The 23,189-nt window shown below is 65.0% G+C and carries 22 protein-coding genes; 18 read left to right on the forward strand and 4 right to left on the reverse strand.

Going from position 1 to position 23,189, the window contains the following annotated elements; all coding sequences use genetic code 11:
* Window positions 1–78 precede the first annotated feature (78 nt).
* The 5 genes from IE125_RS06570 to IE125_RS06590 all read left to right on the forward strand — a co-directional run bounded on the left by IE125_RS06570 (window position 79) and on the right by IE125_RS06590 (window position 4,745).
* Complete coding sequence (locus tag IE125_RS06570) at window positions 79–954, forward strand: aldo/keto reductase (RefSeq protein ID WP_229808965.1); 876 nt, start codon at window positions 79–81, stop codon at window positions 952–954.
* A 60-nt stretch (window positions 955–1,014) separates the two neighbouring features.
* Window positions 1,015–1,983: a carbohydrate kinase family protein gene (locus IE125_RS06575; RefSeq protein ID WP_189443871.1), complete on the forward strand. Its 969-nt coding sequence runs from the start codon at window positions 1,015–1,017 to the stop codon at window positions 1,981–1,983.
* 216 nt (window positions 1,984–2,199) lie between these two features.
* Window positions 2,200–2,901, forward strand: coding sequence for a CoA transferase subunit A (locus IE125_RS06580; protein ID WP_189443872.1), 702 nt, complete (start codon window positions 2,200–2,202; stop codon window positions 2,899–2,901).
* 1 nt (window position 2,902) lies between these two features.
* Complete coding sequence (locus IE125_RS06585) at window positions 2,903–3,550, forward strand: CoA transferase subunit B (RefSeq protein WP_189443873.1); 648 nt, start codon at window positions 2,903–2,905, stop codon at window positions 3,548–3,550.
* Window positions 3,543–4,745 (forward strand): acetyl-CoA C-acetyltransferase, encoded by a 1,203-nt coding sequence (locus IE125_RS06590; RefSeq protein WP_189443874.1) that lies wholly within the window; start codon window positions 3,543–3,545, stop codon window positions 4,743–4,745. Before IE125_RS06585 ends, IE125_RS06590 begins: the two co-directional genes overlap by 8 nt.
* A 168-nt stretch (window positions 4,746–4,913) precedes the next feature.
* Here IE125_RS06590 and IE125_RS06595 read toward each other — a convergent pair whose 3' ends face one another.
* A complete protein-coding gene (locus IE125_RS06595) occupies window positions 4,914–5,576 on the reverse strand; it encodes a bifunctional 4-hydroxy-2-oxoglutarate aldolase/2-dehydro-3-deoxy-phosphogluconate aldolase (RefSeq protein ID WP_189443875.1) in 663 nt (220 codons plus the stop codon).
* Window positions 5,577–5,667: 91 nt separating this feature from the next.
* Complete coding sequence (gene zwf, locus IE125_RS06600; RefSeq protein WP_189443876.1) at window positions 5,668–7,152, reverse strand: glucose-6-phosphate dehydrogenase; 1,485 nt, start codon at window positions 7,150–7,152, stop codon at window positions 5,668–5,670.
* 385 nt (window positions 7,153–7,537) lie between these two features.
* Here zwf and hexR point away from each other — a divergent pair, with 385 nt between their 5' ends.
* The 4 genes from hexR (at window position 7,538) to IE125_RS06620 (ending at window position 11,661) form a co-directional block, all read left to right on the forward strand.
* The gene (gene hexR, locus IE125_RS06605; RefSeq protein WP_189443877.1) at window positions 7,538–8,401 is read left to right on the forward strand and encodes a transcriptional regulator HexR; all 864 of its coding nucleotides are present in this window, start codon (window positions 7,538–7,540) and stop codon (window positions 8,399–8,401) included.
* A 113-nt stretch (window positions 8,402–8,514) separates the two neighbouring features.
* Entirely contained in the window at window positions 8,515–9,369 is an 855-nt protein-coding gene (locus IE125_RS06610) for a putative selenate ABC transporter substrate-binding protein (protein ID WP_189443878.1), read from the forward strand.
* A 43-nt stretch (window positions 9,370–9,412) separates the two neighbouring features.
* Window positions 9,413–10,168, forward strand: a complete 756-nt coding sequence (locus IE125_RS06615; RefSeq protein ID WP_189443879.1) for an ATP-binding cassette domain-containing protein — start codon at window positions 9,413–9,415, stop codon at window positions 10,166–10,168.
* Window positions 10,165–11,661, forward strand: coding sequence for a PhnE/PtxC family ABC transporter permease (locus tag IE125_RS06620; RefSeq protein ID WP_189443880.1), 1,497 nt, complete (start codon window positions 10,165–10,167; stop codon window positions 11,659–11,661). The genes IE125_RS06615 and IE125_RS06620 overlap by 4 nt, the downstream gene beginning before the upstream one ends.
* Window positions 11,662–11,737: 76 nt before the next feature.
* Here the strand turns inward: IE125_RS06620 and IE125_RS06625 are convergent, their stop codons facing one another.
* Together IE125_RS06625 and IE125_RS06630 are read right to left on the reverse strand one after the other, a co-directional pair.
* Window positions 11,738–11,926: a hypothetical protein gene (locus IE125_RS06625; protein WP_189443881.1), complete on the reverse strand. Its 189-nt coding sequence runs from the start codon at window positions 11,924–11,926 to the stop codon at window positions 11,738–11,740.
* Window positions 11,927–11,991: 65 nt separating this feature from the next.
* The gene (locus IE125_RS06630) at window positions 11,992–12,294 is read right to left on the reverse strand and encodes a DUF6482 family protein (RefSeq protein WP_189443882.1); all 303 of its coding nucleotides are present in this window, start codon (window positions 12,292–12,294) and stop codon (window positions 11,992–11,994) included.
* 1,403 nt (window positions 12,295–13,697) lie between these two features.
* On the opposite strand from IE125_RS06630, the gene IE125_RS06635 reads away from it, so the two are divergent.
* From IE125_RS06635 to IE125_RS06675, 9 genes are all read left to right on the forward strand, one after another.
* The gene (locus tag IE125_RS06635) at window positions 13,698–14,444 is read left to right on the forward strand and encodes a beta-ketoacyl synthase chain length factor (RefSeq protein ID WP_189443883.1); all 747 of its coding nucleotides are present in this window, start codon (window positions 13,698–13,700) and stop codon (window positions 14,442–14,444) included.
* A gap of 32 nt (window positions 14,445–14,476) precedes the next feature.
* On the forward strand, window positions 14,477–14,743 hold the full coding sequence (locus IE125_RS06640; protein ID WP_189443884.1) for a phosphopantetheine-binding protein: 267 nt from the start codon (window positions 14,477–14,479) through the stop codon (window positions 14,741–14,743).
* 16 nt (window positions 14,744–14,759) lie between these two features.
* Window positions 14,760–15,332 carry a COG4648 family protein gene (locus tag IE125_RS06645; protein WP_189443885.1) on the forward strand — a complete coding sequence of 191 codons (573 nt, stop codon included), beginning with the start codon at window positions 14,760–14,762 and terminating at the stop codon, window positions 15,330–15,332.
* A complete protein-coding gene (locus IE125_RS06650; protein ID WP_189443886.1) occupies window positions 15,319–17,061 on the forward strand; it encodes an ApeI family dehydratase in 1,743 nt (580 codons plus the stop codon). Before IE125_RS06645 ends, IE125_RS06650 begins: the two co-directional genes overlap by 14 nt.
* Complete coding sequence (locus tag IE125_RS06655; protein ID WP_189443887.1) at window positions 17,051–17,806, forward strand: glycosyltransferase family 2 protein; 756 nt, start codon at window positions 17,051–17,053, stop codon at window positions 17,804–17,806. Before IE125_RS06650 ends, IE125_RS06655 begins: the two co-directional genes overlap by 11 nt.
* A gap of 13 nt (window positions 17,807–17,819) precedes the next feature.
* Window positions 17,820–18,803: a lysophospholipid acyltransferase family protein gene (locus tag IE125_RS06660; RefSeq protein ID WP_189443888.1), complete on the forward strand. Its 984-nt coding sequence runs from the start codon at window positions 17,820–17,822 to the stop codon at window positions 18,801–18,803.
* 77 nt (window positions 18,804–18,880) lie between these two features.
* Complete coding sequence (locus IE125_RS06665; RefSeq protein ID WP_189443889.1) at window positions 18,881–19,432, forward strand: outer membrane lipoprotein carrier protein LolA; 552 nt, start codon at window positions 18,881–18,883, stop codon at window positions 19,430–19,432.
* On the forward strand, window positions 19,429–21,807 hold the full coding sequence (locus IE125_RS06670) for an MMPL family transporter (RefSeq protein WP_229808966.1): 2,379 nt from the start codon (window positions 19,429–19,431) through the stop codon (window positions 21,805–21,807). Before IE125_RS06665 ends, IE125_RS06670 begins: the two co-directional genes overlap by 4 nt.
* Entirely contained in the window at window positions 21,800–23,146 is a 1,347-nt protein-coding gene (locus IE125_RS06675) for an NAD(P)/FAD-dependent oxidoreductase (protein ID WP_189443890.1), read from the forward strand. The genes IE125_RS06670 and IE125_RS06675 overlap by 8 nt, the downstream gene beginning before the upstream one ends.
* Window positions 23,147–23,189: the final 43 nt, after the last annotated feature.

Genomic DNA, 23,189 nt, shown 5'->3' on the forward strand with positions numbered 1-23,189 from the left:
TCGCGTCGACCCGGTCTGGCTCGTTCCCGATGGCCAGCACCTTCTCTCGACCACGATCGTTCGTCAGGAGAGCGCCGCGTGAGCGATGATCTGGTGTTCGACGTACCGTTCATCCTCGGCATGATGCGCCTTGATGAGCGCCCCGAATTCGACGATGTCGATACGTTCGCCGACTGGCTGGAAGCCCGAGTCGACCAGGGTCTCCACTGGTTCGATCACGCCGACAGCTACGGCAATCACGAAGGCGAGAGACGCTTCGGCGAAGCACTCGCCAGACGCCCCGCGTTGAAGTCGCGCGTGCGCGTGGTAACCAAGGGCAATATCGTGCTGCCGAGCCGTGATCGCTCCCCGTTCGGGGTCAAGCATTACGACACCTCCGAGCGCTACCTCACCCAGGTGATCGATGACTCGCTGACGCGCCTGGGCGTCGATCGGCTCGATCATTTCCTGCTGCACCGTCCCGACCCGCTGATGGATGCCGAGGCCACGGCGCGAGCGCTGGATGACGCCATCGATGCCGGCAAGGTCGGCGCAGTCGGGGTCTCCAACTTCCTGCCGGAGCAGTGGCGTCGTCTTCAGGCCGCGATGAGCCATCGCCTGGGCGTTCATCAGCTGGAGCTGTCGCTGGCGCATCCCGATGCCCTTTTCGACGGCTTCTACGACGCGATTCTTGCCGACGGACTCGCGCCGATGGCGTGGTCGCCGCTGGGCGGCGGCTCGGTGTTCGAGGATGTGCTCGGCACGGCGCTGTCGAGACTTGCCGAGCAGCTCCACTCGACCACCGCGGGTCTTGCCATGGCGTGGCTTCGCCGCTTGCCGGGGCGGCCCATTCCCGTCATTGGAACGTTGAATGAACGGCGTATTGATAATCTGCTGCTTAGCGGTAATCTCGAGATCGATCGTCCGACCTGGTTTGCGCTGCTCGAAGAGGCGCGCAGCCACCGGGTGCCCTGATGATTACCCATGCGTGATCCTTGAGATTCCCCGAATGAAACCTGAGAGAGCCGGCATCCAATGACTCCCATCATCGCCTTCGGCGAAGCCCTCGTGGACATGCTGTCCAGTCGACTCGGCGACGACAGCGGACCCGAAACCTTCACGCCCTACGCGGGCGGCGCGCCGGCCAATGCCGCCGTGGCCTGTGCACGCCAGGGATTGCCAAGCGTATTCCTGGGCATGATCGGCGACGACCGCTTCGGTGACTTTCTGGTCGACGAACTCGCCCGTTACGGCGTCGACACCCAGTACGTGATGCGCACCCGAGAGGCCCGCACCGCCCTGGCCTTCGTCTCCCGCGATGCCCAAGGCGAACGTCGCTTCGACTTCTACCGCCCACCGGCGGCCGACCTACTCTACCGTCGCGAGCACCTGCCTTCCGGCATCTTCACCGAGCCAGCACTGGTCCATCTCTGCAGCAACAGCCTGACCGACGCCGCGATCGCCAGCACCACGCTCGATCTCGCCAGTATTGCCAGACGCGGCGGCAGCCTGATCAGCGTCGATGCCAACCTGCGTCCGCCGCTCTGGCCACGGGGGGAGATCGATACCGCGCTGGTCGAACAGCTGCTCGACCGTGCCCATCTGATCAAGCTCTCCACCGAAGAGCTGGATGCGCTGCGCGGTGATCGCGGCATCGACGAGTGGATCAGCGCGCGACTGGCCAAGGGCACGCGGCTGATCGTGATTACCGATGGCCCCGGGCCAGTCGTTGCCTACCAGGCGGATCGCCGCCTGCAGATCACGCCACCGGCGGTCAGCGCCGTGGATACGACCGCTGCCGGCGACGCCTTCATCGGCGGCCTGCTCGCCTCGCTCTCGCGTGATGATGTCACCTGCGAAACGCTCGCCGATTGGCTCGCCGACGAGGCGCGGCTGACCGACGCGCTGACCTTCGCCTGTCGCTGCGGCGCCTTTGCCGCCATGCGCGCCGGCGCCTTCGTCTCGCTGCCCGGAACCGGAGACCTGAACGACCTTCCCGCCTGATCCGACCGCAAACGGTGCTCGGCGGGGTGATGAATTCCTCACCCTGTCGACGCCGCCCACCCGCCTGCGGATAACGCTATTCCCGGACAGCGTCCGTCTTCCCGGTCGCGCCTGACCATCCAAGGTATAAAATCGTCGCTTCATGCCAACCCGTACACTGAGTTGGCGCGATACTGTTTGCAGACGACGCCAAGAGACTCACAAGCGAGAGACGCCATGAACAAATGTTTCCCCAGTGCCAGCGCCGCGCTCGACGGCGTGATCGAGGACGGCATGACGCTGGCGGTCGGTGGTTTCGGCCTATGCGGCATTCCCGAAGCCCTGATCGCAGCCCTGCGCGATAGCGGCAAGCGTGAACTGACCGTGGCCAGCAACAACGCCGGGGTGGACGGCTTCGGGCTCGGCATGCTGCTCGAATCGCGCCAGATCAAGAAGATGCTCTCTTCCTATGTCGGCGAGAACAAGGAGTTCGAGCGTCAGTATCTCTCCGGCGAGCTCGAACTCGAATTCTGCCCGCAGGGCACGCTCGCCGAGCGCCTGCGCGCCGGCGGCGCAGGCATTCCCGCCTTTTTTACCCGCACCGGCTACGGCACGAAGATCGCCGAGGGCAAGGAGGTTCGCGAGTTCGATGGCGAACATTACGTCATGGAACGCGGCCTGCCGGTCGATGTGGCGCTGGTCAAGGCACAGGTCGCCGACAAGGCCGGCAATCTGCGTTTCAACAAGACGGCGCGCAACTTCAATCCGCTGGCCGCGATGGCCGGCAAGATCTGCATCGCCGAGGTCGAGGAGGTGGTCGAGACCGGCACCATCGACCCGGACGACGTTCACCTGCCAGGCATCTTCGTGCACCGTATCGTGCACAATCCGACGCCGGAGAAACGTATCGAGAAACGCACCATCAGGGAGGCGAACTGAGATGGCCTGGACCAAGGAACAGATGGCGGCGCGCGCGGCCGGGGAGTTGCGTGACGGCTTCTACGTCAACCTAGGTATCGGCCAGCCGACGCTGGTCGCCAACTACATTCCGGAGGGGATGGATGTCTGGCTGCAGTCGGAAAACGGTCTGCTCGGCATCGGGCCATTCCCCACCGAGGAGACGGTCGACCCCGACCTGATCAACGCCGGCAAGCAGACCGTGACCGCCCTGCCCGGCTCGAGCTACTTCGACAACGCCGAGTCCTTCGCGATGATTCGCGGCGGTCATATCAACCTGGCGATTCTCGGGGCGATGCAGGTCTCCGAGCAAGGCGATCTCGCCAACTGGATGATCCCGGGCAAGATGGTCAAGGGCATGGGCGGCGCCATGGATCTGGTCGCTGGCGTCCAGCGCGTCGTGGTGCTGATGGCTCACACGGCCAAGGGCGAGCACAAGATCCTCGAGCGCTGTTCGCTACCGCTGACCGGCGTCGGCGTGGTCGACCGCATCATCACCGATCTCGGCGTGATGGATGTGACCGATGACGGGCTCGCCGTCATCGAACTGGCGCCCGAGGTCTCGCTCGACGATATCCGCGCCGCCACCGGCTGCGAACTCATCGACCAGCGAGAGATATCCCATGCCTGACAATTTCGGACAAGCCAAGCTTCGCGACGTCGTCATCGTCGCGGCGACCCGCACACCGATCGGCGCTTTTCAGGGCGGGCTATCCAGCGTGCCCGCCGTGACACTCGGTGCCACGGTGATTCGCCGCCTGCTCGACGGTATCGAGCCGGGGGCCATCGACGAAGTGATCATGGGGCATGTGCTGCGCGCGGGGCTCGGTCAGAACACCGCGCGCCAGGCGTCGATCGAAGCGGGCATTCCCGACAGCGTCCCCGCCATGACGATCGACAAGGTGTGCGGCTCCGGGCTCAAGGCCGTGCATCTGGCGGTTCAGGCGATCCGCTGCGGCGACGCCGAGACCATCGTCGCCGGCGGCATGGAGAGCATGAGCCTGGCGCCCTACGTGCTGCCGAAGGCGCGCACTGGCTTGCGCATGGGGCATGCCGAACTGCTCGACAGCATGATCCGTGACGGCCTGTGGGATGCGTTCAACGACTACCATATGGGGGTCACGGCGGAGAACGTGGCCGAGCGTTGGGACATCACCCGCGAGGCACAGGATGCTTACGCCGCCGAGTCCCAGCGTCGCGCGGCCAGCGCCCGCGACGCCGGGCGCTTCGATGCCGAGATCACGCCGGTCGCGGTGCCACAGCGCCGCGGCGACCCCGTGATCGTCTCCCGCGACGAACAGCCCCGCGAAGGCGTTACCGCCGAATCGCTCGCCAAGCTGAAACCGGCGTTTGCCAGCAACGGCAGCGTGACCGCCGGCAACGCCTCGTCGATCAACGACGGCGCCGCGGCGCTGCTGATCATGAGCGCCGAGCGCGCGGCATCGCTCGGGCTGCCGGTCCTGGCGACGATTCGCGCCTATGCCAACGCCGCAGTGGATCCGGCGACCATGGGTATCGGCCCGGTACCGGCCACGAAGCGCTGCCTGACCCGAGCCGACTGGTCGATCGATGAGCTCGATCTGATCGAGGCCAACGAAGCCTTCGCCGCACAGACCCTTGCCGTGGCCAAGGAGCTGGGCTGGTCAGCGGACAAGGTCAACGTCAACGGCGGCGCGATCGCGCTCGGCCACCCCATCGGCGCTTCCGGGGCGCGCATTCTGGTCACGCTGCTGCACGAGATGCAGCGCCGGGATGTCAAACGCGGGCTGGCGACACTGTGCATCGGCGGCGGCCAGGGCGTCGCCACGGCCATCGAGCGCGGCTAAGCCCCATCTGATCAGCCCCGTCCGATCAGCCCTGTTCAATTAGCCCTGTTCAATTAGCCCTGTTCAATTAGCCCTGTTCGATAGGCCCCGTGCGGCGACCCCATCAGGCAGAAACGACGAATCCCGGTCGAGGCCGGGATTCGTCGTTGGCTGAACGTGAGGTACCACTCAGCGCGGATAGCGCTCGGTCGCTTCTCGCGTCAGCCGGGTGATGCCTGCCCAGTCCTCGCTGTCGATCAGCGATTTCGGCGCCATCCATGATCCGCCGACGCACATCACGTTGGGCAGCGCCAGGTAGTCGGCGGCGTTATCGACGGTGACGCCACCGGTCGGGCAGAACAGCGCCTCGGGCAGCGGTCCACCGAACGACTTGAGCGCCTTGGCACCACCGTTGGCTTCGGCCGGGAAGAACTTGAAGCGCCGGTAGCCGTACTCCCAGCCGGTCACGACTTCGGAGACGGTGGCGGTGCCCGGCAACAGCGGTACCTCGCTCTCGGCACCATACTCATAAAGCGCTGGCGTGGTGCCCGGCGTGACCACGAAATCGACCCCGATCTCCTCGGCAATGCGGTACTGCGCAAGGCTCAGCACGGTGCCGGCGCCAACGATCGCCTCCGGTAGCGCCTCGCGAATGCGCTTGATGGCGTCCACCGCGCAGTCGGTACGCAGCGTGATCTCGAGCACGTTCAGACCGCCCTCGACCAGCGCCTTTGCCAGGGGCACAGCGTGATCGAGCCGCTCGATCACCAGCACGGGAATGATCGCACCCGAGCGACAGATGGCATCGAGGCGATCGGTCTGGGCCTGAGGGAGTTGGATAGCGGAAGACATCTTCGACTCCTCGTGTCCGGCCCGGCGCGTCTTGGCCGGTGCCGGTGTCATGATGAATCGCCACGGCTGTCGAGAGCAGCCGAGCGCGGGATCAGTAATCCTCGTACCAGGAGCGCCCGTCCTGCGTGATCATCGCGATCGACGCCACCGGGCCCCAGGAGCCAGCCGGATAACGCCGCGGCGCGATATCCCGCTTCTCCCAGCCTTCGATCAGCTGATCGACCCACTTCCAGGCATACTCGACCTCGTCACGACGCACGAACAGATACTGCTGCCCTTTCATCACTTCGAGCAGCAGACGCTCGTAGGCATCGGGAATTCGCGCCTTGGGAAAGGCGTGGTTGAAGTCCAGATGCAGCGGCCCCGGGCGCAGACGCATGCCCTTGTCGAGCCCGCCATCCTTGGTCAGCACCTGCAGCGCGATACCCTCTTCCGGCTGCAGACGGATAACCAGCTTGTTGGCGGCGAGATTGCGCTGGTCCGGATCGAAGATGTAGTGCGGCTGCTGACGGAAGTGAATGACGATCTGCGACAGCTTCTCCGGCATGCGCTTGCCGGTACGCAGATAGAACGGTACGCCGGCCCAGCGCCAGTTAGCGACCTCGAGCCGCATGGCGACGAACGTCTCGGTCGTACTGGAGGTATTGGCGTCCTCTTCATCGAGATAGCCGGGCACGTTCTCGCCTTCGATCGAGCCGGCGACGTACTGCCCGCGCACCACGTGGCGGTTGAGCGCTTCGCCCTCGATCGGCTTGAGCGCCTTGAGCACCTTGACCTTCTCGTCGCGGATCGCGTCGGCGTCGAGATTGGCCGGCGGATCCATGGCGAGCATGGTCAGCAGCTGCAGCAGGTGATTCTGGACCATATCGCGCAGCTGGCCGGCCTTGTCGAAATACCCCCAGCGCCCCTCGATACCGACCTGCTCGGCCACGGTGATCTCGACATGCGAGATCTGGCTCTGGTTCCACTGGTTGCCGAACATCGGATTGGCAAAACGCAGCGCGATCAGGTTCTGGACCGTCTCCTTGCCGAGATAGTGGTCCATGCGGTAGATCCGCGACTCGGGAAAGACCGCGCCGATCGCATCGTTGATCTCATGCGAGGATTCGAGGCTGTAACCGATCGGCTTCTCGACCACCACGCGCGACTCCGCGTCGAGACTGCCGCTCTGCTCGAGATTGGCGCAGATCGAGCCGTAGATGCTCGCCGGCACCGCCAGGTAGACCGTCAACGGGCACGTCTGGTCCGGGCTCTGGGCGTGCCAGTCACGAATCTTCTCGTAGCCATCGACGGTGTCGAAATCGAGCTGCGTGTAGTCGAGCCGGGCCAGGAAACGCTCGAGACAGGCCTGCTCGAGTTCGTGACTCTTGACCCGTTTCTTGAGCATGCCGTGCACGGTCTTGCGAAAACTGTCGATGTCGTGTTCGCGCCGCGCCAGACCGAGAATCCGCGTGTCGCTGCCCAGCAGACCATCGCGGTCCAGATGATAGAGCGCCGGATAGAGCTTGCGCAGCGCCAGATCGCCCAGGGCGCCGAACAGCGCCAGATCCACGTTGGGCGTTGCCTCTCGAGTCATTGCCACCCTCCGGTAAAGTGGTTAATTTACGAACAAAATACGCCATTTTCGCGCTGTTGGACACGCGACTTCGTTACTAGATTACCGTTGCCTCGGCTCCACCATGTCCAATGGCATCGGCTTCGGCGCGGCTGACCACGGCAGACTGGATGCTGGGGTCCAGCCTAGACTCACAGATTATCAGGCAAAACGCTGCCATCGTGTCGACAGACGTCATCATTGGCTCCGGACTGCTAGAATGCGGGCCTTGCATGACGATTCCACACAAGATGATGCCACGCTCGAGGGTCCATCGCCGATGGCTTCACGTGCCAAGACCTGCGTGTCTAGCGCACCTGCGTGTCAAAAGGCCCGCGTGAAACAAGACAGGGAGACGCCTTTCACCATGGCAGTTCATGATCTCATCGCCCGAATTCGCGCGCGAGTCGACGACCTCAACCGTTCGGAGCGCAAGGTTGCCGACGTCATTCTCAACGACCCCGACGCGGCGATAGGCATGAGCATAGCTACTCTGGCACAGGCCGCCACGGTCAGCGAGCCGACGGTCAACCGCTTCTGTCGCAACTTCGAGACCAAGGGCTACCCGGATTTCAAGATCCAGCTGGCACAGAGTCTTGCCGGCGGCACTCCCTACGTCAGCCGCAGCGTCGAGCGTGACGACAATGCCGCGGCCTACACCGACAAGATCATCGGCGCGACTATCGCGGCACTGGACGAGGCTCGGCGCAGCGTCGATCCGAAGCGCATCGAGCGCATCGTCGACCATCTATCGCAGGCGCGGCAGATCAGCTTCTTCGCGCTCGGCGCCTCGGCACCGGCCGCTTTCGATGCCCAGAACAAATTCTTCCGTTTCAACCTGCCCGTCACCGCCTACAGCGACGTGCTGATGCAGCGGATGACGGCGGCGGCGGCGCATACCGGCGATGTCATCGTGGCGATCTCCTATACCGGCCGCACCCGGGACCTGGTGGAGGTCACGCAGGTCGCTAGAGAGAGCGGCGCATTGACCATCGGCATCACCCGTGAGGGGTCTCCTCTGGCCGACGTCTGCAGCGAGATTCTGCCGGTCGATCTGCCGGAAGACACCGAGGTCTACATGCCGATGACCTCTCGCATGATCCACATGGCGCTGATCGACGTGCTGGCGACCGGCGTCACTCTGCGACGCGGCGAATCGTTTCTGCCTCATCTGAAGAAGATAAAGGACAGCCTGCGGCCGACCAAGTTTCCGCCCGCCGAGGAACACTGAGGCAGGACTCGCTCGCCCTGCAGGATATCGCTTACGACCGCGGCCGAGTTAAGTCTAGGCAGTGAATGCGGTTATCATGAGCGCCCGTCAATCCTTCCACCGAGGCCGTCATCATGCGCTGGATACTCGCTTTGACCCTGATGGCGCTGTGCAGCGTCGCCAACGCCGCGGAAACCTTCCGCTTCACTGCCATTCCCGACGAGGATCAGTCACGCCTGGTCGAGCGTTTTTCCAAGGTTGCCGACTACCTGTCCGACCAGCTGGGCGTCGACGTCGAGTACGTGCCGGTCACCTCCTACGGCGCCGCCGTCACCGCTTTTCGCAACGACCAGATTCAGATGGCCTGGTTCGGCGGGTTGACCGGCGTACAGGCGCGCCAACTCGTCCCGGGCTCTCAGGCAATCGCGCAAGGCAAGGAAGATGCGGCCTTCGAAAGCTACTTCATCGCCAACAAACGCACCGGCATTCCGGCCGACCAGGATGAGTTGCCGGATGCCGTCCGCGACCACTCCTTCACCTTCGGCGCGAAGACCTCCACCTCCGGGCGTCTGATGCCGGAGCACTTCATCCGACAGCGCTTCGAGCAGCCACCGGAGCAGGTCTTCTCGCGGGTCGGGTTCTCCGGCGATCACTCTCGCACGATTGCGCTGGTCGAGTCCGGGACCTACGACATCGGTGCCGTGAATTACACCGTCTGGGAGCATGAGGTCGAGTCCGGTGAAGTCGATACTAGCAAGGTCGAGGTGGTCTGGAAGTCGCCGAGCTACCCGGACTATCAGTGGACCGTGCGTGGCGATGTCAACGAACGCTACGGCGACGGCTTCATCAAAAAAGTGCAGCAGGCGCTGCTCGACATGACCGATCCGGCCCTGCTGGAGAGCTTCCCGCGCTCGGGGTTCATTCCCGCCAGCAACGACGACTACGCGCCGATCGAATCCGTCGGCCAGTCCATCGGTCTTCTGCGCTGAGGGGCCATCTTGTCCGCCAAACCGGGTCTGACACACGGGATTCATGACACTCGTTGACTTTCAAGCCGTCGATCTGGGTCACGGCGATCAGATCGTGCTGCCGGCGCTGACGCTGTCGATCGCGCGTGGCGAGCGCATCGCGCTGCTGGGCCAGAGCGGCGCGGGCAAGTCGACGCTGCTCACGGCGATACGCCAGCAACAGCAGGACGCGGCCGCCTGGTGTCCGCAGGGGCACGGGTTGGTGCCGCTGCTGTCGGTCTACCACAACGTCTACATGGGCCAGCTCGAGCGCCACTCGGCGCTGGCCAACCTGCGCAACCTGCTCCGCCCCGACCCGCTGGCGTGGCAGGCGGTCGAGACGCTCTGCGATGAACTGGGGCTCGAGGGACTGATCCGACGCCCGGTCGAGCGCCTCTCCGGCGGCCAGCGCCAGCGCGTCGCCATCGCACGCGCCTTCTATCAACAGCGCGAGCTGTTTCTTGGCGATGAACCGCTCTCGAGCGTCGACCCGCACCAGGCGCTGCGCTTGCTCGAGCAGATCCAGGCACGACACGACGCCTGCGTGATCGCGCTGCACCAGCACCGGCTCGCACTGAGTCATTTCGACCGGGTGATCGGTCTGCGCGATGGCCGCGTGGCCATCGACGCGCCCTGTCGCGAACTCGATCTGGCCAGGCTCGACGCGCTCTATCCCGATGCGCGCAGCGCCGACGATCGAGGGGGGGATGCGCCCGGAGAGCCGCAGGCGGCGACTGAGTTCAGCGCTGCCACCCGCGAGGCGGGACGATCCGCGCCATGAGCCGCGCCCCCGGCTGGCTGCGCGGCGATAGCCCAGGCCTGACACTGGCTCGACGCTCGCTTGCACTGATACTGCTGTGCCTGGCGCTGCTGCCATTGGCCGATCTTCGCATCATCGCAGCCGATCCGTGGTCCGAACTGAGCCGCATGGCGCTGGGGTTCGTCTGGCCGAGCTGGCTGGCGCTCGAGAACCCGCTGCACGCCGTCGCGCTGACGGTGAGCGTGGCCCTATGGGGTACGCTGCTCGGCGCGCTGCTCGGCTTCCCGCTGGCGTTGCTGTTTCATCGCTCGCGTCTGCTGCGTGGCTTCTGCGCTTTCATTCGTGCCATTCACGAGCTCTTCTGGGCGCTGTTCTTCATGCAGGTGTTCGGCCTCTCGGCGATCACGGCGCTGGCCGCGCTGGCCATTCCGTACGCCGGGATCTTCGCCAAGGTCTACGCCGAAATCCTCGAATTGACGCCAAGGGCACCCGGCGAGGCCTTGCCGAGCGGGGTGAATCGGCTGTCACGCTTTCTTTACGCCGAGCTGCCACTGGTGTGGGAACGACTGGCGAGCTATACCCGCTACCGCTTCGAGTGCGCCATGCGCGCCAGCGTGCTGCTCGGGTTCGTCGGGCTGCCGACGCTGGGTTTCTATCTCGAAAGTGCTTTTCGCGAGGGGCGTTTCGGCGAGGCCGGCGCACTGCTGTGGATCTTCTACCTGCTGGTGGCCACGCTGCGCTGGTGGGGGCACCGCCGCCTGCTGCTGCCGCTGATCATTGCCGCGCTGTTCGCGCTCGGCCCCTGGCCGGCCGTCGATGGCAGCCTGGTATGGCGTTTCGTCAGCCACGATCTCTGGCCGGCACCGTTGCTCCAGGGCGATATTGCCGGACTCGGGCCGTGGCTTGCCGCCATTCCCGACCTGCTGCCGGCCATCGGCAATACCCTGCTCCTGGCATTGATGGGTACCGCGGGGAGCCTGTTGCTGACCCTAGCGCTCTGGCCACTCGCCAGCCGACATTTCGGTCGCCCCTGGCAGCGTGCCATCGGCAGCGGCCTGCTGATCGTGCTGCGCTCGACACCGGAATTGATGCTGGCCTTCATCTTCCTGCTGATGCTCGGGCCCTCGATGCTGCCCGCCTGGCTAGCGCTGGCGCTACACAACGGCGCGCTGATCGCCTTTCTCGTCGCGCGTCATGCCGATGGCCTCACACTTGGCATGCAGGGGCTGCCGGCGAGCGGTCGCTACGCCTACGAACTGCTGCCGAGGCTCTACCCCAATCTGCTGGCGCTGATCTGCTATCGCGCCGAGGTCATCCTGCGCGAGACCGCGATTCTCGGCATGCTTGGCGTCGCCACGCTGGGTTTCTACATCGACTCGAGCTTCGAATACCTGATGTTCGATCAGGCGTTCTTTCTGCTGCTGATCACCGCTGCTTTGAATATTGCCGTCGACGCCATCTCCCGTCGTTTCCGGCCTCGCGACGTGCCGCTGGACGATCCGTGCAGCCGGTGAAGCCAGCGATAGCGAGTTGCCTGTCGAGGTGAACGTCGCCTACCGCTGACGCGGGCCCATTGGTACGCCCGCGGCCTCAGCGACGGTTTTCCGTGAGCTCTTCCAGACGCTCGATGGTGACACCGGCACCGGCCCTTCGGCGCGCCTCGGCCTGGGCCTGCTGCATCGCCTGACTCCAGCAGGCGCCCAGCACGTGAACATGCTGTACCGAAAAATCGTTACCGGTATAGAAACCGCGATACCGCTTGAACTTCGCCCACTTCATACCGCGCCCCGCGACCTCCTCAGCGCCAGATGTGTCGTTAGAATTGAGAAAATGCGCACCCTATCTCAACCGACCGCAAAAGGCACCCGATGCGTCAATCTCGGCATGCTTGCCGCCAGGTCGTCAACCTGCTCGGCATACTGCACCAGGTAGAGCGGAATATCCGAGATATCGCCCGCGCCACGCAGTCGCTGGCGCGCGTGCCCGAGGCACTTCTCCTGCAGCGGGCTGCCGTCGTCGTCCAGTAGACAGACGCTCTCTTCTCCCATGTAGGCGCGATAACGATAGGCTTCCGGCCCCATCGACTCGACGTGCAGTCTGTGGATCTGCCCGCCCTGCGCCAGTGCGACGAACTCTTCAAAACTCATGCGGCCTCCTTGCCGAAACGATCGATCAAACGCGCTCTTAACACAGATTAAATCACTGATCTGTTGAGCTTTTTTCCGCAAAAACCTGCGCCTCTGGAGTGTTGTACAGGTCGTCGATTCGCGCCACCGAAAACTGTCCCTGCGCATCGGCCTGACCGCCAAAGCCCTCTCACCGGGCGGCCCGAGAAACGAGAATCCCAGAAAATGAAGAGCCAAAAAAACGAAAAGCCCCGACCGGAGGTCGGGGCTTTTCGCAGACGATGGCACTGCGGCGAACGCGTGGGCGCGAACGCGGATCTGAAGACGTCATGAGCAGGATACCGCATATTCATATAAATGAATAAGGATATTCCCGAGAACCTTCAACGATGGCCAACGCCAAAAATGAAATGAGGGCCGAAGTGCAAGCACGAGGGCCCTCAGTCAGCACTGCCGATAGGTGCTGCTATCACGGCCCTCGCTATCCGTACGTCCTTGGCAAAGAGAGCTCCGTCTCTGTGTCCTGGCGAGCGTCCATCCGATGGACGGCACTAGTGTGGGCCTAAAGCATGATTAGAGATACTGATACGGGTTAAATAAGCCAGGCGATTTGTAACATTTGGTAAATATCGTGGCCTGCCGGCATCACGCCCTGGATGACTGTAGTCCACCCGCACCACAAAATGCCGAGACGATGCGCCGTTACAGATGAGCGTGTCTTCCGAAGACAGGATTCACTGTGGTCGATGATCTGCCGCTTCGCCAGGTCTGATCTTGAGCGCACCGAATTCAATTCCTCTGGCGGGGCTGCGAGGGCTTGGAGAAAACCAGAAAAAACGCCCGGCAGATGCCGGGCGTACAAGTCGAGTATGGGTAAAGTCCGGCTTCCATTGCGATTGAGTGGCTTCCTGCCGACGATCGCCTCCCTGCCGATTTTCGCCGTTCCTGGCGAACGTGCTTCCTGCGCGCACAGTCATCCTGACCGCTGCTCTACAGGTCGAAGATTATCAACACGTACAGCGTTGGTACAACTAATTTTTCGCAATGCTTGGCAAGCGAAGTCCGCCCCTTTAGGCTTGCGCTCCAGAGGCAGGTTGGCAGTCGTCGCTTTCGAGAAAGCGAACGAAACGGACCGCGCGCCCTTGCTCCATGAAGAGACCGTTCTTGATCGCATTGAAACGAGCCTTCGATGCAGGCGGGGGCGAGAAGTTAATCTGGATTAAGTCGATTGGTAGACGGCAAAGGTAGGCTTGTCAGGCCCGTGGAATCGTCCTTCCCGGGTGCGCCGGGCCCTGGTCCGGCGCTTTACGCCCTACCAATGACTGATGACACGCCGCCCGGAATGCATAATGCTTGCACCGGAGCGGGCCGTTAATTCGTTATGATGAACCACTTCGTGGCAGTAGGGATTGTAGACCCCCGCAATGATGGACCTCTATCTTCAGGATTGGCGCGCCTGGACGCCTCACCGCGACGCCCCCAGCGAGCCACGCCTGGATTCCAGCGTCAAGCCGTCCGGCGCAGGGGTACCGGCGATGCTTCGTCGGCGCCTCAACCTGATCGGTCGCGCTATCTGCGACATGCTGGTGACTCTCGATCCCGAATCGAACTCCCTGCTGCTGCACGCCTCTCGCCACGGGGACGGTGACCGCACTCTGGAAATGCTCTACACGCTCAACGAAGGCGACCCTCTCTCTCCTGCGCGATTCGGGCTCTCCGTTCACAACGCGATCATCGGCGTCCACTCCATCGCCAGCGGCAACCGCCGCAGTCAGCAAGCCATCGCCGCCAGTGGCGGCGAGTGGGCGGCACTGCTGATGGAAAGCCGTGGCTATCTGGCCGACGGCGAACGCGAGATCATCGTGGTGTTCGGGGATCAGCCGGTGCCGGCGCGGTTTGCCGACTATGTACCGTCGACGCAGTCCGCGGCGGTAGCGCTGCGCCTGAGCGCCCACCCGACGCCCGGCGTCAGGCGTATCGTCGAGCACCCGGGCGCGGGAGCTCCGGAGCCCGTGCAGCCGCTCGACGTGATCGACTGGCTGTTGCAGGACGAGGCATTGCTGGCCTGCCCCATTGCTCGCCGGCAGTGGCAGCTTGAAGGAGAATCGTCACTCCAAGCATCAAACGCCTGCAAGACCGGCGCAAGAAGAGCCGAATCAGGCCACAACTGAAATCAGGACCGGATCAGGAAAGCGAGGAACCGATGGCGACGACAGCGCTGGAGCAAGAACTGAAAGAGATGATCATCGACGCTCTCGAACTCGAGGACGTGACACCGGAGGACATCGACCCGGACGAGCCGCTGTTCGTCGAGGGGCTGGGGCTCGATTCAATCGACGCGCTGGAGCTGGGTCTGGCGCTGCAGAAGCGCTATGGCATCACGCTCGAATCCGACGCCGAGTCCTCGCGCCAGCATTTCGCCAATCTTCGCAGCCTGGCCGCACTGGTCGAAGCTCGCCGCGCCCAATGACGGTATCGGATGCGTGATGTCGACCCGCCCGAACCAGCGCCGCCTGCTGCTGATCGTGGCCGCCGCGGTTGGCGTGCTGTGGCCTTTGATCGCCCACGTCTGGCTAGCGCGCTTCGGCGCCTGGCCGCTGCTGATCGTCATTGCCGGTATCGCTTGGTGGCGTCTACCGCGTCGTCAGCGTCGCTGGGGCTGGCTGCTGTTGCCCTGCGTGGCAGCACTGCTGGCCACCGGCAGCGCCGAGCTGGGTGTACGGCTCTGGCCAGTGGTGATCAACGCGGCGCTGCTGGCCACCTTTGCCTACAGCCTGCGGTACCCGCCGACGCTGGTCGAGCGGCTGGCCCGACGCCAGGAACCAGATCTGCCACCACATGCCGTTCGCTACACGCGGCGGGTAACGCAGACGTGGTGTCTCTTCTTTGCGCTCAATGGCAGTGTGGCGCTGTTTACCGCACTCTACGCCGATATGGAGATATGGACCTGGTACAACGGCGTGATTGCCTATCTGCTGATGCTGACCCTGTTCGTCGGCGAGTGTTGCATTCGCTGCCGCGTCAAACGTCGGGCCGAGGCAGATCATGAGCTTTCTTGAACTGCGCGAGCGTCCGTGGCGCCAACGCGCAACGACCGATACCGTCGCCTGGTATCCGGCAACGCCAACCCGGCCACAGGGCTGGCTGAGCATTGCCGAATGGCATCTTCGCATCGGCGCCTGGCAGCGGCTGCTCGACACGTTCGAATCCACCGGACAACGCACCTGGCTGCTGTTCGAGCCGGACCCGGTGGAGTTCAGCGCTGCGCTGATCGCGATCTGGGAGCGCGGCGACGAGGTTCTGCTGCCCGCCGACAACCAGCCCGAGACCGTCGCAAGCCTTGCGCACGCTGGCGTCGCGCTCGGCGCCATCGCGGGTGCCGGCAGCGCGGGGGAAGATCAGCCGCCGATCTGGGGAGACGAGCCGCTGCCGGAGAACGCCTTATCGCTCTACACCTCGGGCTCAACCGGCGAGCCGCAGCGTCTGACCAAGCGTTTCGCGCAGCTCGACGCCGAAATGGCGACACATGCGACGCTCTGGCCACTGGCGCAGCGCGTGGTCATCAGTCAGGTCAGTCACCAGCACATCTACGGCCTGTTTTTCTCGCTGCTGCGCCCGATCTGCGAAGGGGCGCCCTTTGCCGCTCGGCTCTGCCCTTATCCGGAGACGCTACACGCCTGGCTGGGCGAACTTCAGGCGGATCGCGGGGTGCTGATCAGCGCACCGCCGGCGCTCTCTCGGCTGGCCCCGGCGATGGACTGGAGCCCGGTGACGACAAGCCTGGCGCGGATCCACAGCTCCGGTGCGCCGCTGCCGAAAGCCGCCAGTGACGACGTCAGACAACAGCTCGGCACGCCGGTCTTCGAGGTCTACGGCAGCTCGGAGACCGGTGGCATCGGCTGGCGCGATCAACAGCACGGCGATGAATGGACACCGCTACCGGGCGTCGAGGTCCGCACCGATGACGACCATCGGCTGTGGCTGCGCTCGCCGCACCTCGATGCCCCGAATGCCTGGCAGCGCCAGGCCGACTGCATCGCACTGACGTCGACGGGTTTCGTGCTCGAGGGGCGTGCCGACCGCATCGTCAAGATCGGCGGCAAGCGCGTCTCGCTGACGGCGGTCGACCGCGCGCTGGAGAGTCAGCCCGAGGTGGTGCGTGCACAGACGCTACCACTGCAGCGCCGGGATCTGCGTCTGGCGGCGATCGTCCAGCTCTCCGCCGAGACCCTGCCTCACGATCACGCCACGCATCGCGCGACGGTCCAGCGGCTGCGACGCGCACTCGCGGCGCGTTTCGAGGCGCAATCGCTGCCGCGCTACTGGCGCTTCGTCACCGACTGGCCAAGCAACGCCCAAGGCAAGCTGAGCGCGGAGATCAGACGACGCCTGTTTCTCGACCTCGACGATCGACGCGCGCCTCGCTGGCTGGGCGAGCATATCGAGGACGGTGCATGGCGACTGACACTCGAAGTGCCCGAACACTGCGCCTATCTGGACGGGCACTTCGATGGCCAGCCGGTGCTACCCGGGGTCGCGCTGATTCACTGGACGATGCAAGCCGCGCAGCGACTGCTGGGCGCAGAGACGACATTTGCCGGCGTCGAGCGGCTGCGTTTCCCCACCCTGCTGCTGCCCGGCGACCGCTTCGAGATGACGCTCGAACATCGCCTCAAGGATGGCCAGCAGAGTCTGCGAGTGCAGTGCCTCGGCCAACGCGGCGAGCATATGTCGGGCCGTGTTCTGCTCTATGTATCCGATTCGGCGGAGGACAACGATGTCGGGTGACGATTCGGCTCGCGTCGCGCTGCTGGTCCCGGTTTACAACCACGCCGGGGCAATCGCCCATACGCTCGAGCACCTCAAGGCACTCGCGCTGCCGATCATTCTCGTCGACGACGGTAGCGATGCCGAGTGCGCCGCCGTGCTCGATACGCTGGCGCAGGCGCCGGATGTCGACCTGGTGCGGCTGGCCGCCAACCGCGGCAAGGGCGCGGCCGTTCGCAGCGGTCTCGCCCGGGCCGCCGCGCGGGGCTTCACCCACGCGCTGCAGGTCGATGCCGATGGCCAGCACGAAGCGCAGGACCTGCCGGCTTTCGTGCGCCATCTAAATGCCACCGACGAATGTCTGCGCATCGGCTATCCGCGCTTCGATGACAGCGTGCCCAGGCATCGCTTCTACTCGCGCTACATCACGCACTCGCTGGTGTGGCTGGCCACGCTCTCCTTTGCGCTGCGCGACACGATGTGCGGGGTCAAGCTCTACCCGATCGCGGCCGTCAATCGGCTGATCGCGAACCACCCCTGCGGCGACCGCATGGAGTTCGACACCGAATTGCCGGTTCGCTGGGTCTGGCAAGGCGGCCGCGTCGAGAACCTGCCGGTGCGCGTGCGCTACCCGGTCGACGGTGTTTCGCATTTCGCGCTGTGGCGCGACAACGTCCTGCTCGCCGGCATGCATCTGCGTCTCGTCACCGGCATGCTCAAGCGGCTTCCCGCATTGCTCGGCCGCCGTCAGCAAACACTTTCATGATCCGGGCAACCTCATGACACCAGCCAACAGCGATCCCCAGCACTGGTCACGCATCAAAGAGAGCGGCAGCGCGGCCGGTGTGCGCACGATGGTATGGATTCGCCGCCGCCTGGGGCGACTGCCGTTCCAGATCATGATGGTACTGGTCGTGGCCTATTTCTACGTCGCGCACCGGCTGCATAGACGGGCTTCGAAGACCTACCTCGCCCGCCTGTGGCAACATCGGTTCGGTCGGCGCCCCCGACATCCGAGTTGGCTCTGTCTGCGCCATTTCTGGAGTTTCGGCCAGAGCCTGATCGACAAGATCGATGCCTGGAGCGGCACGCCGCCGACGCTGCGCTTCGAAGGGGGCGCGCGCGAAACCTTCCTGGCGGCGGTGAACAGCGGCCGCGGCGGCGTGCTTTACGTGTCCCACGTCGGTAATATCGAGATCTGCACGGCGATGAGCGATCTGCGCGAGGACTTCCGCGCGACGCTTTTGATGCACACCTACAACGCGCGACAGTTCGACGAAGTGCTGGCACGCTCGACGCATCGCGCCAATCCGCCCGAGATCATCGAAGTGAGCGAGATCACCCCCTCGACGGCGATGAAGCTCGGGGCGCGCATCGCCGAGGGCGGCTTCGTGGTGATCGCCGCCGACCGGGTACCCATCAGTGACAGCGGCCGCGCCCGCACGCTGGACTTTCTCGGCCACCCCGCGCGCTTTCCCGAAGGGCCGTTCTGGCTGGCCGCGCTGCTGCGCTGCCCCGTCTACACCATCGGCTGCTTTCGCGAGGAGAAGGGCTATCGCGTCGATTTCGAGCGCTTCGACGATACCAGCGCCCTCGGCCGGCGCGAGCGCGACGCCTGGATCGGCGAGGCGATGCAGCGCTACGTGGTCTGGCTGACGCGACAGTGCGAGTCGACACCGCTGCAGTGGTTCAACTTCTTTCCCTTCTGGCTCGATAGCAGCCCCGCCGATACGTCTCGGGACGACGAAACGCCGACCACATGAACGGCGCCCGGCTGGCGCACGACCGATCATCATGGCGCAGCGGTTGCGAGACCCACGCCCGACAAGGACGCAAGACGATGTTCAGAACGCTACTGCTGACCCTCCTGACCTGTCTGCCGCTGAGTGCGCAGGCCTTCGATCTCGCGGACCTGCAGCACCAGCTTGCTGCCACCCCGGCGCTGAAGGGAAAGTTCGAGCAGCAGCGCCATCTCGCGGATCTGGACAGCACGCTCGACAGTCACGGCCGCTTCCGCTTCGTGCAGGGCAAAAGCGTCGTCTGGCAGCTCGAATCGCCGGTCGAGGAGCGCATCGAACTGACACCCGAGGCGATCACCAACGGTAGCGGCGACGCCGTGCCACCGGGCGGCGAGCAGGTCGCGCGGCTGTTCCTCCAGCTCCTCGAGGGAGACTGGCAGTCGCTCGAGTCGCGCTTTGCCATCGCGCTCTCCGGCAGCGCGGACGCCTGGCAGGTCGCGCTGACGCCCAAGGCCCAGGCCCTGCGCCAGCGTATCGACCACATCGATCTGAAAGGCGCCCGCTACATCGACCATCTCGAAATGCACACGCCAAGTGGAGATCGGCTCGAAGTGCGCCTATTCGATCAACAGCCGCTGAACGACACCCCGTGAGCCGAGCGCCCGAGCAACGTCCGGCGGCCGACGGCAAGCGGCATGGCGCTTATCGTCTTGCCGGCTGGCTGTGGCTCTCCATCCTCGTCGCCTGCGCCCTGTGGCTTGGCGTCATGCTGCGTCACGGCCTGCCAGCCGATACCGATCTCACCGCCCTGCTGCCGGCGGATCGTCAGGTGCCGCTGATCGAGGCCGCCGACCGTCAGCTGGGGAGCGGTTTCGAGAACCGCTTTCTCCTGCTGCTCGGCGCCGATGACCGCGTTGCCGCGACCGAAGCGCTAGGCCAGTCGCTGCAGACGCTGGTCGACTCGGACCAGCTTGCCGCCATCGACTGGCGCGAGCTGGACCTCGCCGACGACGACCCCCATGACTGGATGGGCGCCTGGCGCTACCGCCTGCTGACACCGGCATGGCAGCAGGCCATCCACAGCGACGGCGGCCAGTCGCTGGTAACGCCGGCGCTGCGTCGACTGTTCTCTCCCACTGCGCGGCCCGACCCGGTCGCCGATCCGTTCGGCCTGCTGGATGCCTGGCTTTCGCGACTGCCCCAGAGCCCGATCGGCGCCAGCGACGGCCTGCTGACTCTCGAGGCCGACGGACAGACTTTCAGCGTGCTGATCGGCAAGCTGACAGGGTCGCCGTACGATCTCGGCATGCAAGCCGCGTTACACCAGACTCTTGAACGTTTTCAGCAGACCCACCCGCAAGCCGAACTGCTGCGCTCCGGACTGGTGTTCCACGCGGCGGCCGGCGCCCGTCAGGCGCGTCACGAGATGTCGACCATTGGCGCCGCCTCGCTGATTGGCGTGCTGTTGATCATCGGCTTCGTGTTCCGCTCTCCGCGAGTGCTGGCACAGCTCATGGTGCCGCTGCTGGCCGGTTCGCTGTTCGCGCTGACGCTGACGCTCGGGCTCTTCGGCCGACTGCACGTACTGACGCTCGCCTTCGGCGCCAGCCTGATCGGCATCGCCATCGACTACGTGCTCCATCTCCAGAGCGACCGAGCCATCGAAGGCGCCGGTTTTCGTCTACGTCGCCTGATGCCGAGCCTTGCGTTCGGCCTGATCTCGAGCGTCATCGCCTACGCCGCCCAGGCGCTGACGCCAATGCCCGGCTTGCGCCAGATGGCAGCCTTCGCCGCGTTCGGCCTGGTCGGCGCCTGGCTCAGCGTCGTGCTGTGGCTGCCCCGCTTTCGCCTGCACGCCTCGCCGTTCACCGCCCGACTGGCCGAGCGCTGGTGGCGACTGTGTCAGCCGCGCTGGCGTCTTTCACCCTGGCTGGCCCTCGGCGCCGCCGTGGCAATGGTCGCGCTCTGCCTGGGCAAGCTGCAAAGCGACGACTCGCTCGAGCTGCTCAACCCCTCGCCGGCGGATCTGATGCAGCAGGAGGCGCGGGTGCAGCAGCTGCTCGACCGCGATACCGGAAGCCGTTACCTGCTGGTTCGCGCCAAGACGTCGGAGGCGCTGCTGAGCCGCCTCCATGCGCTCGACCGCACACTGGACGCGGCGATCGCCGATGGTCTCGGCATCGACTATCAGTCACTGGCGCGCTCCGTACCGCCCGCGGCGATTCAGCAGGCGAATCTGGCGCGGGTACGCACGCTCTACGGCAAGCCGCTGGAGGCGCTGATTGCCACAGCCGGTCTCTCGCCGGACGTCGCCGAACGCGCGCGGGAGCGGCTGGACGAGGCTCCCCGTCTGACGCTGGAAGCGTGGCTGCAGACCCCACTGGGCGAACTGCAGAAGCGATTGTGGCTCGGACGGACGCCCGCCGGCGATATCGCGGCGACCATCGTCATCAGCGGCGCTCGGGACGCCGCCACTACCGCACGGCTCGAGCGGATCGCCGCCTCCCAGCCGCAGACCGTCTACGTCGATCGGCTCAGCCGCATCGGCCGACTGCTCGCCGAGCTTCGCCACCACACCGCCGGCTGGGTCGCACTGGCCATGGCGTTGATGAGCGTGGCACTGATCTGGCGTTACCGCCGTCAGGCCTGGCGTGTGCTCGTGCCACCGTTCGGCGCCACGCTGATCGTACTGAGCGCCTTCGCGCTGTTCGGCGTACCGCTCAACATCTTCAACCAGCTCGGCCTGCTGCTGGTATTGGGCATCGGGCTGGACGCCGGTATCTTCAACGTCGAGCATGCTCGAAAGCCGTCGGCGTGGCTCGCGATCACGCTCTCGTCGCTGACCAGCGTGCTGGCTTTCGGCATGCTGACCTTCAGTGCCACGCCAGCGCTGCACTATCTGGGCCTGACCTGCCTGATCGGACTGGCCAGCGTCTGGCTGCTGGTGCCCTGGGTGAGACCGCTCGATGGCGCCACGACGATGGATCGCGAGAACACCCTCAACCGCGGAGAGCCTCGACATGGCTGAGACTAAGGATCTCGAAACGGCCGGCGTGCATGACCACGACGTCATCGTCATTGGCGCCGGACCTTCCGGGGCCACCGCCGCGGCGCGCCTGGCCGCCGAGGGGCACGACGTGCTGGTGATCGAGCGCGCCCATTTCCCCCGCTTCTCGATCGGTGAAAGCCTGCTGCCGCAGTGCATGCAGCACCTGGAAGAGGCAGGACTGCTCGAGACCGTCCTCGCCGCCGACTATCAGCCCAAGAACGGCGCCGCTTTCACGCGTGGCGGCGTCGAGACGGCGATCGACTTTCGCGAGAAGTTCACCCCCGGCTGGGGCACCACCTTCCAGGTCGAGCGCGCCGACTTCGATCAGCGATTGATCGACGCCGCACGCCAGAAAGGCGCCGAAGTGATGTTCGGCGCCCAGGTCACCGCCTTTCATGCCGACTCGCAACGGCCGGCCGTCGAATTACGCACCGAAGATGGTGAATCACATCGACTCGGCGCGCGCTTCGTGCTCGATGCCAGCGGCTATGGCCGCGTGCTCGCGAGGCTCGAGGGGCTCGAACGCGACCCGCGTCAGGATTCGCGCTGCGCGCTCTTCACGCATGTCCAGACCGCGTTCTCTGCCCCTGATCACGACCGCGAAAAAATTCTGATCGGCGTGCATGCCGACGACCCCGGCATCTGGTACTGGCTGATTCCGTTCCGCGATGGCCGCGCCTCGGTCGGCGTCGTCGGCGACGCCGCCAGGCTCGATGCGCTGGCCGCCGACGCCGGCCCGATGGCAGGCGAGGAAGACCGGCAAGGCGATGATGACAGCGCTCGCCTCGAACAGCGCTGGCGTGCGCTCATCGCGACCGAGCCTCGCTTCCGCGAACTTCTACAGGGCGCGGACCTCCTGCGCCCGGTGGCCGAGCTACGCGGCTACTCGGCCGACGTCACGCGGTTGACCGGTCCCGGCTACGCCCTGCTCGGTAACGCGGGAGAGTTTCTCGACCCGGTCTTCTCCTCTGGCGTCACCATCGCGCTGCGCTCCGCCAGCCTGGCCGTGCCGCTGGTCGAACGCACGCTCGATGGCACCGAAGTCGACTGGGCGAATGAGTTCGAGACGCCGCTGCGGGAAGGCATCGACACCTTCCGCGCCTTCGTCGATGCCTGGTACGACGCCAGCCTGCAGACGATCATTTTTCACGAAGATGCGCCCGCCGAGCTCAAGGCGCGCATCAGCGCCGTGCTGGCAGGCTATGCGTGGGATCGATCGAATCCGTTCGTGAAGGCGCCGCGCAAGCATCTCGACACGCTGGCCGCGCTGTGTCGGCTGCGCGCCGGTGCGACGCCGACGATCGAGGAAGCGCCATGATTCGACCGACTCTGCGCTTGGCATTTCAGGTGGCGGCGCTCGT

This window comes from Salinicola rhizosphaerae (assembly GCF_014652715.1).
In the GTDB taxonomy this organism is placed as follows: Bacteria; Pseudomonadota; Gammaproteobacteria; order Pseudomonadales; family Halomonadaceae; genus Salinicola; species Salinicola rhizosphaerae.